The organism is Mesorhizobium sp. M7A.F.Ca.CA.002.05.1.1, assembly GCF_003998335.1.
GTDB lineage: Bacteria > Pseudomonadota > Alphaproteobacteria > Rhizobiales > Rhizobiaceae > Mesorhizobium.
Window position 1 is genome coordinate 1 of sequence record NZ_RZQI01000184.1, and the last position, 8,224, is coordinate 8,224.

Consider the following 8,224-nt stretch of genomic DNA (forward strand, 5'->3'; position numbering starts at 1 on the left):
GGTGAAAGACTGGCTGACGGCACGGCCGCGTACGGGATAGGCGGAGGCCTCCCCGCCACCAAACCGTCTGACGCCCGGCCTCACCCGCCAAAGCTGCCCAGCCGCGTCGGCTGCGTATAGCTGCGGTCGACATAGAGCAGGGCCGAGCCGCCGCTGCCGTGCCGGACATCGATGACGCGGCCGATCATGACATTGTGCGTGCCGACGACATGCACAGTCTCAATCTCGCAATCGAAATTGACGATCGCATCCGACAACGCCGGCGTGCCGGAGGTCAGCGTCTGCCAGCGCGCCGAGGCGTAGCGTGCCTCCATGTCCCTGGTCGCGCCGGCGAATTTTCCCGCCAGATGCATGTGGTCATGCATCAGCACGTTGACGCAGAAGCGCTGGTTGGACAGAAACATGGCGGCCTGCGTCGAGCGCCCGTTCATGCAGACCAGCAGCGTCGGCGGCTCGTCGGAGACGCTGCACATGGCGGTGGCGGTGAAGCCGCCGCGTCCTGCCGGCCCATCGGTGGTGACGATGTTGACCGGCGCGCAGACCCTCGCCATGGCGTCGCGGAAATCGGTTTTCGAAATCTGCGTGGCCATCTAATTCACTCGGCCGTTGAGACAAGCGGATTGAACCAGGTATCGCCCGTCCAGCCATTCTCGTCATAGTCGGCCATGCAGGTGTCGACGAGCTCTTCCATCGCCTTCAGCCGCCCGCCGCGTTCAGCTCCTTTCAGCACCTGCAGCCGCACCTCTTCCGGCGCGCCGGCATAGTTGAGCTCGTAGAGCGCGTGGCGGCCGCCGAACTCGGTGCCGGTCGCGTCCCACAAAAGCTTCATGATCTTGATGCGCTCGATGTGGCCCATGTCGTTGGAGCCACGCACATATTGCGCCAGATACTTGTCGATCTCGGGGTTGTTGAAGTCGCGCACCGACGACGGCAGGTAGATCAGCCCGGACGCGATCACCCGGCGCACGGTGTCGATGACACGCGGATAGGCTTCCGACATGAAGGTGCGGTAGGCGAGCGCGGCTTCCAGATTGGGCAGCACCGCGCCATTCGCCCACGGGATCGGGTTGTAGGCCATGGCGTTGGAAAAGCTCCAGAACATGTGCCTGAGCGCGATGACCTCGCCCAGTGCCGCCTGGTTGCCGCGGAAAGCATCGCCGCCCGTGGCGCGCAGCGCCTTGGCCAGCAGGCCGGCGAGGAAGTCGAGCTTGACGGCGAAACGCGTGCAGCCCTGGAAGCAGTAGCCATGCATGAAGCCGGATGCCGGGTGGAAGGACAGGATCTTCTGCGCATCGCGCAGCACCAGCACGTCCTCCCAGGGGATGAAGACATTGTCGAGCACCAGGATCGCATCGTTCTCGTCGAAGCGCGACGACAGCGGATAGTCGAAGGGCGCCGCCACCGTGTTGGCCGTCTGCTCGTAGGAGACGCGGCAGAACATCTTTATCCCCGGTGCATTCATCGGCACGATGAACATCACCGACAGCGACGGATCCTCAGTGATCGTCGCCGAGCCCTGCGCCAGGAAATTGTAGTGGGTCAGCGCCGAGGACGTCGCCACCACCTTGGCGCCGGAGACATAGATGCCGGCATCCGTCTCCTTGGTGATGTGGACGAAGACGTCCTTCACCTGTTCGGCCGGCTTGTGGCGGTCGATCGGCGGATTGACGATGGCATGGTTCATGAACAGTGCGGCTTCCTGCGCACGTTTGTGCCAGGACAGAGCATTGTCCCTGAACGGCCCGTACCAGTCGGCATTGGCGCCGAGCGTGTTCATCAGCGCCGCCTTGTAGTCGGGCGTGCGCCCCATCCAGCCATAGGACATGCGCGACCACTCGGCGATCGCCGTCTGCTGGGTAACAAGCTCAGCCGAGGATTTGGCGACCCGGAAATATTTGTGGGTGTAGCCGCCCGAGCCGGTGTCGGTCGGCGAGGTCAGCGTGTCCCGCCGCAGGGGATCATGCAGCGCATCGTAGAGGCGCGCCAGCGACCGCGCCGAATTGCGCATCGACGGGTGCGTGGTGACATCGGCAATGCGTTCGCCGTATATATAGACCTCGCGGCCGTCGCGCAGGCTCTCCAGATACTCAGCCCCGGTGAACGGCCGTGCCTTATCAGTGCGGAAGTCTTCTGATCGCATGATGGTCCTCCTCTTGAGTCGCAACACTAGCGCCTTGGGCATGCTTCGGTTATGGACGGAACGGCAAAACCGATTGGACTTTTTCAGGCGCCATGAGCCAGAATTCCATCCCCGACTTCTTCGTCTATGGCGAGCCGGTGAGGCCGCTCGATGTCGGTTTCCTGCATGTCGAGACGGTGCTTGCGCGCAGCAATATCCATCTTGGTCAGGTTGCGGCGCACAAGCATCCGCAGATGGGCCAGATCACCTACTGGACCAGCGGCTCCGGCACCTACCGTATCGAAGACCGATCCTGGGACTTTTCGGCGCCTGCCGTCAGCTTCGTGCCGAGCGCTGTCGTGCATGGCTTCTCGATCGGACCCGGCACCGACGCCATCGTCGTCTCGGTCGCCGACGGCGCGCTCGCGGCCATCGCCGCTCACAGCCTGCTGCCGCTGGACAGGCCGGTCTTTGCCGACGGTCTGCCACGACACGCGGCGTGGGCGAGACTGGCGGCGGTGCTGGAGATGATCGCCGCCGAATATGCCGAGGCGCAAGCCGGCAATGACAGGGTCCTGCCGGCGCTGATCGCCGTCGCACTCTCCCACATTGCGCGCCTGAGCCCCGGCGTGACCGCCTCCGCTGCCTCTTCCGATGCTTCGCTGGCGCGGGGCCTGCGCCGGCTCGCCGACACGCATTTCCGCGACAACTGGCCGGTCGATCGCTACGTCGAGGCGCTGGCCACCACGCCGCATCTTCTCGACAAGGCTGCCCATGCTGTGCTGGGCGCCGGCGTCAAGCGGGTCGTCAGCGAAAGGCGGCTGCTGGAGGCCAAGCGTCTGCTGCTGTTTACCGTACGCACGGTGGAGGACATCGCCTACGAGATCGGCTTCGACGACCCGGCGTATTTTTCACGGTTCTTTCGCGCGCGGGTCGGCGAAGCGCCCGCCGCCTGGCGCCGGAAGCACTTGCAGGGCCATTAGTCCTGCGTGAGATGCAGACCCGTGATGCGCAATCCTCGATGTTGCAGCCACAGCCACTTTTTCGTGAAGCTGAACGGGTTGATCCCTTCGCCTGTCTGCCTAGGTAGAAAGGAGCGGCGGGCGCCACGCAAATCTGACATCGGGCCAATCTGACAGTCGGCATGATATTTTCCTGCATTCAAAAGCTTGCCCTCGCTGTTCTCTGTGTGGGAATCCAGTCTTCCTGCGTCGTTCCCGACGATACGTCGCGTATCGCCAAGGTTGATCCAACGGCGGCGGCCGCCCGCAAGGAGATGGTCGGCCTCAGCGAAGCCGATGTTCGAATGTGCGCCGGGTTTCCGACCGCCACCGCCAACGCCGGCCGATCGGGCCAGATCTGGACCTACAAGCGCATCGTCCAGCGCGGCAATCTCAGCATTGTGGTTCCGACTCTAGCGGTAGGCGCGATCCCGGCGGTCGGCGGCTCCGTCAATGTCGCTCCCGGCGGTTATTGCGACACGCAAATTCGCATGGTCGACGGCCGCGTCGCCGAAGTTGCCTATGCCGGCGACAACAATTTGCCGAACAGGCGCGACGCGCTTTGTGTCAGCACGGTGGACGCCTGCGTGACCTATGCGCGTCAACACGGTCAGAGGCCGGCGGCCAGATCGGCCAGATAGCCGGCGGCAGCGAAACGGCGATGACGGTCACGCAAATACCGTTGAGGGCTTGACTGACCCGCCGGACAGAATACGCTAGCGCAAAATACCGGCTCTGATCGCCGGGCGGCAAGAATGCCTCGTATGCCTCGCCCTTCCGGCGCTGGCTGCGAGGCATTGTCATTTTGGGGATCTGTTTGAAACGGCATATCGAGATCGGCATCCTGTATTCCCGCTCGGGGAGCTATCAGCTCGTCTCCGATGCGTGCCGCATCGGCGCCATGCGCGCCATCGCCGACATCAACGCCGATCGCAGCTCAGGCATCGAACTGGTGCCGGTCGAGCGCGATCCGCAAAGCAATGCGGACCGTTACGCGACGCTGTGCGAGGATATTTTCAGGACCAGCAGCGCGCGCCATGTCGTCGGCTGCGTCACCTCGTGGAGCCGCAAGGAAACCATTCCGGTGCTCGAGAAGGCGGGCGGCATGCTCTGGTACGCCTGCCCCTATGAGGGCTTCGAGGCCAACGAGCACGTCGTCTACATGCACGCCTGCCCCAACCAGCATCTGGTGCCGCTGATGGCGCATGTCGTGCCGCGTTTCGGCGCCAACGGTTTCCTGCTCGGCTCGAACTACATCTGGGGCTGGGAGATGAACCGCGTCGCCCGCGACCTGATCGCCGATGCCGGCGGCAAGGTGCTGGGCGAACGCTATCTGCGCATCGGCGAGACCGACGTGTCGCGGCTGATCGCGGAGATCCGTGCCACACGGCCGAACTTCATCCTCAACAACCTGATCGGCACCACTTCCTACGCCTTCCTGGCGGCCTATTGCGATCTCGGGAATGAGGATCCTGCCTTCCGCCCGGAAACCTGTCCCGTCATCTCCTGCAACCTCACCGAAGGAGAGTTGCCGGCGATCGGCGTATCCGGGAAAGGGCACCTGTCGGTCGGGCCGTACTTCGCGCCGCGGCCGGCCGCCTTCGCCTCGTCTTTCGAGGCCTCCGCCTATGCCTCCGTGCAGGTGATGGCCGACGTGCTCTCCAGCAATTCCGAAGCCGGTCCGGCGGAATTTTCCAGAGCCTTCGCAGAACGCCGCTTCTCCACCCGGCTCGGGCCGATCGCCATCGACGCGCATTCCCAGCACGCGACGCTGCCGGTGATCATCGGGCGCATCGCGGATGGCTTCTTCGAGGTCGTCAGCCGCGAGGACGAAGTCGCGCCAGACCCGTATCTGTCGCGCTACGACCCGGCAAAAACATTCGGCCGCCCGCGCCTGAGGGTGGTGTCGTGACGAGAACCCCACGCATCCCCAATCTCGGCGGCGCCAGGGCCTTCATCCTGCACCGTCCGCACCCGACGGTGCAGGCGATCACCAGGCAATTGTCGGCCATCGGCCTGATCACGCTGGACTGCTGGCCCGAACTACCGCCCGAGGCGCTGGCGGCCGATTTCGTCTTCTTCGACGCCGATCTCGGCTTCGACGAGCAATTCCCGTGGAAGCCGGGCGAAGCGCCGATGCCGCTGGTGGCGCTGATCGGCTCCGAGGCGCCCGGCCGCATCGAATGGGCATTGTCGCACAAGGCCGACGCCCAACTCTTGAAGCCGGTCGGCAATGCCGGCGTCTACAGCGCACTGCTGATCGCAAGGCAAAGTTTCGAGGCGCGAAAACACCTGGCCAGCGAAATCGCCTCGCTTCGCCAGCGCGTCGCCGAGCGCCAGACCATCGTGCGCGCGGTGACGGCACTGGCGAAAGGCGCCGATGACGGCCGCGCCTATGCGCAGCTTCGCTCGCTGGCGATGAGCTGGCAGATCAGCGTCGAGGATGCCGCGCGGCGGATCGTGGCCATGACAAGTGAAGAAGCAACGGGGGAAGAAGGCGGCGATGACCAGTCCCATCGCGCCTGATCTCACCGCGCCAGGGCGCATGCCGGTCAAGCCGCGCGCCGGCGTCTGGCGCCGGCTGGTCAGGCGCCGTCTGGCACTGCTTGGGCTGGTGATCGTCGCCATTGTCGTTGCCGGCGCCGTGCTGGCGCCATGGCTGACAGGCTACGATCCCAACGAGCAGATGTTCGACGGCCTGACCATCGAGGGCTCGCCCTTGCCGCCGGATGCAAAATTCTGGCTGGGCACCGACCTGCTCGGCCGCGACCTGTTGACCCGCATCCTCTACGGAGCCCGCACCTCGCTGATCATCGGCATCGTCGCCAATGGCGTGGCGCTGTTCATCGGCACGCTGGTCGGTGTTGTTGCTGGCTATTTCCGCGGCTGGATCGGCAGTGCGCTGATGCGCTTCACCGATTTGATGATGGCCTTTCCGGCACTGCTGCTCGCCATTTGCCTGGCGGCGGTGTTCGAGCCGAGCCTGTGGATCGTCGCCATGGTCATCGCGCTGGTCAACTGGGTGCAGACCGCCCGCGTTATTTACACCGAGACCTCTTCGCTCGCCGAACGCGAGTTCATCGACGCCGAGCGCACCATCGGGGCGAGCGCACCGCGCATCCTGTTTCGCCACATCCTGCCGCATCTCCTGCCGACCATCATCGTCTGGGGCACGCTCGGCATTTCGACCACGGTGCTGTTGGAGGCGACGCTCTCCTTCCTCGGCATTGGCGTGCAGCCGCCGACCTCGTCCTGGGGCAACATCATCTTCGAGAACCAGACCTACTTCCAGGCAGCACCCTGGCTGGTGTTCTTCCCCGGTGCGGCGATCCTGGCGCTGGCACTGGCCTTCAACCTGATCGGCGACGCGCTGCGCGACATCCTCGATCCGACGCAAAGGGGCCGGGCATGATCGCCTATCTAGGCCGCCGCCTGATCCAGTCGCTGCTGATCCTGCTCGGCGTCTCGCTGATCACCTTCGCGCTGCTCTATCTCTTGCCGGCCGACCCGGTGCGCCAGATCGCCGGCCGCAGCGCCACGCCGCAGACGGTTGAGAACATCCGCCAGCAGCTCGGCCTCGACCAGCCCTTCATCGTCCAGTACTGGCGCTATCTTACGAAGCTCATCAGCGGCGATCTCGGCCGCTCCTACATCCAGCGCTCCGAAGTCACCGAGCTGATCGTCTCACGGCTGCCGGCAAGCCTGTTGCTGATGGTCGGCGCCATCCTGTGCGAGCTGCTGCTCGGCCTCAGCATGGGCCTGATCGCTGCCGTCAAGCGCGGCACCGGCACCGACCAGACGCTGATGGTCGCCTCCTTCGTCGGCGTCTCGGCACCGCAATTCGTCGTCGGTCTGCTGCTGCTCTACGTCTTTGCCGTGCGGCTCAGCTGGTTCCCGATCGGCGGCTATGGCACCTGGCGTCATCTCGTGCTGCCGTCGCTGACCATGGGCATACTCGGCGCCGGCTGGTACGCCCGCATGATGCGCTCGTCGATGATCGATGTTCTGCGTCAGGATTATGTCCGCACCGCCCGCGCCAAGGGCCTGGCGCGGCGAGCCATCCTTTTCCGCCATGCGCTGCCGAACGCCATCCTGCCGGTCATCGCCATGATCGGCATCGACATCGGCATCTTCATGGGTGGCATCGTCGTCGTCGAAAGCGTGTTCGGCTGGCCTGGCATTGGCCAGCTGGCGTGGCAGGCCATCCAGCGCGTGGACATCCCGATCATCATGGGCGTCACCCTGGTCTCGGCCTTCGCCATCGTGCTCGGCAATCTGCTGGCCGACGTCATCGCGCCCTTCATCGACCCCCGCATCAAGCTCAGATGAAAATGAAAACCAGACAGAGAAAGGGAACATAAAAATGAAAAAGTTTCTCGCTTCCACGGTAGCGGCATCGGCGCTGGCGCTGATGCTCGGCATGACAAGTGTTCGCGCCGAGGACACCGTCGATCCGAACGCCAAGCAGGGCGGCGCCATCACCATCACCTACAAGGACGATGTCGCCACGCTCGATCCGGCGATCGGGTATGACTGGCAGAACTGGTCGATGATCAAGAGCCTGTTCGACGGGCTGATGGATTACGAACCTGGCACCACCAATTTGAAGCCCGACCTTGCCGAGAGCTACGAGATCTCGCCCGACGGGAAGACCTTCACCTTCAAGCTGCGCCATGGCGTGAAATTCCACAATGGCCGCGAGATGACCGCCGACGACGTGAAATATTCGCTCGACCGCGTCACCAATCCCAAGACCCAGAGCCCCGGCGCCGGCTTTTTCGGCTCGATCAAGGGCTATGACGATGTCGCCGCCGGCAAGGCCGGGAGCCTCTCCGGCGTCACCGTCGTCGATCCCTACACGGTCAAGTTCGAGCTGACCCGGCCCGACGCCACTTTCCTGCATGTCATGGCCATCAACTTCTCGCATGTCGTGCCGAAGGAAGAGGTCGAGAAATACGGCGCCGATTTCGGCAAGCATCCGGTCGGCACCGGCGCCTTCAAGCTCGCCGAATGGACACTCGGCCAGCGCATCGTCTTCGAGCGCAATGCGGACTATTGGCACAAGGGCCTGCCGCATCTGGACAAGATCACCTTCGAGATCGGC

The 8,224-nt window shown here is 64.2% G+C and carries 9 protein-coding genes; 7 read left to right on the plus strand and 2 right to left on the minus strand.

The annotated features are described in order from the left end of the window. Positions 1-80: 80 nt before the first annotated feature. On the minus strand, positions 81-590 hold the full coding sequence (locus tag EN939_RS12120; RefSeq protein ID WP_127268203.1) for a flavin reductase: 510 nt from the start codon (positions 588-590) through the stop codon (positions 81-83). A 5-nt stretch (positions 591-595) separates the two neighbouring features. Continuing rightward, positions 596-2,140 carry a 4-hydroxyphenylacetate 3-hydroxylase N-terminal domain-containing protein gene (locus tag EN939_RS12125; RefSeq protein ID WP_127268204.1) on the minus strand — a complete coding sequence of 515 codons (1,545 nt, stop codon included), beginning with the start codon at positions 2,138-2,140 and terminating at the stop codon, positions 596-598. A 92-nt stretch (positions 2,141-2,232) separates the two neighbouring features. Here EN939_RS12125 and EN939_RS12130 point away from each other — a divergent pair, with 92 nt between their 5' ends. From EN939_RS12130 to EN939_RS12160, 7 genes are all read left to right on the plus strand, one after another. Beyond that, positions 2,233-3,102 (plus strand): helix-turn-helix domain-containing protein, encoded by an 870-nt coding sequence (locus EN939_RS12130; RefSeq protein WP_023810826.1) that lies wholly within the window; start codon positions 2,233-2,235, stop codon positions 3,100-3,102. A gap of 161 nt (positions 3,103-3,263) precedes the next feature. After that, the gene (locus EN939_RS12135) at positions 3,264-3,761 is read left to right on the plus strand and encodes a hypothetical protein (protein ID WP_127268205.1); all 498 of its coding nucleotides are present in this window, start codon (positions 3,264-3,266) and stop codon (positions 3,759-3,761) included. 176 nt (positions 3,762-3,937) lie between these two features. Next, complete coding sequence (locus EN939_RS12140) at positions 3,938-5,032, plus strand: transporter substrate-binding protein (protein WP_127268206.1); 1,095 nt, start codon at positions 3,938-3,940, stop codon at positions 5,030-5,032. Then, a complete protein-coding gene (locus tag EN939_RS12145; protein WP_127268207.1) occupies positions 5,029-5,646 on the plus strand; it encodes an ANTAR domain-containing response regulator in 618 nt (205 codons plus the stop codon). Before EN939_RS12140 ends, EN939_RS12145 begins: the two co-directional genes overlap by 4 nt. A gap of 19 nt (positions 5,647-5,665) precedes the next feature. After that, the gene (locus EN939_RS12150) at positions 5,666-6,532 is read left to right on the plus strand and encodes an ABC transporter permease (RefSeq protein WP_127387289.1); all 867 of its coding nucleotides are present in this window, start codon (positions 5,666-5,668) and stop codon (positions 6,530-6,532) included. Continuing rightward, the gene (locus EN939_RS12155; RefSeq protein WP_127268209.1) at positions 6,529-7,449 is read left to right on the plus strand and encodes an ABC transporter permease; all 921 of its coding nucleotides are present in this window, start codon (positions 6,529-6,531) and stop codon (positions 7,447-7,449) included. The genes EN939_RS12150 and EN939_RS12155 overlap by 4 nt, the downstream gene beginning before the upstream one ends. 82 nt (positions 7,450-7,531) lie before the next feature. After that, the coding region (locus EN939_RS12160; RefSeq protein ID WP_442919531.1) for an ABC transporter substrate-binding protein at positions 7,532-8,224 on the plus strand (693 nt) is incomplete at its 3' end.

Bases quoted from the DNA above. Each gene is read 5' to 3' on its own strand.
- EN939_RS12120 (WP_127268203.1), bottom strand. From the start codon at position 590: ATGGCCACGCAGATTTCGAAAACCGATTTCCGCGACGCCATGGCGAGG.
- EN939_RS12125 (WP_127268204.1), bottom strand. From the start codon at position 2,140: ATGCGATCAGAAGACTTCCGCACTGATAAGGCACGGCCGTTCACCGGG.
- EN939_RS12130 (WP_023810826.1), top strand. From the start codon at position 2,233: ATGAGCCAGAATTCCATCCCCGACTTCTTCGTCTATGGCGAGCCGGTG.
- EN939_RS12135 (WP_127268205.1), top strand. From the start codon at position 3,264: ATGATATTTTCCTGCATTCAAAAGCTTGCCCTCGCTGTTCTCTGTGTG.
- EN939_RS12150 (WP_127387289.1), top strand. From the start codon at position 5,666: ATGCCGGTCAAGCCGCGCGCCGGCGTCTGGCGCCGGCTGGTCAGGCGC.
- EN939_RS12155 (WP_127268209.1), top strand. From the start codon at position 6,529: ATGATCGCCTATCTAGGCCGCCGCCTGATCCAGTCGCTGCTGATCCTG.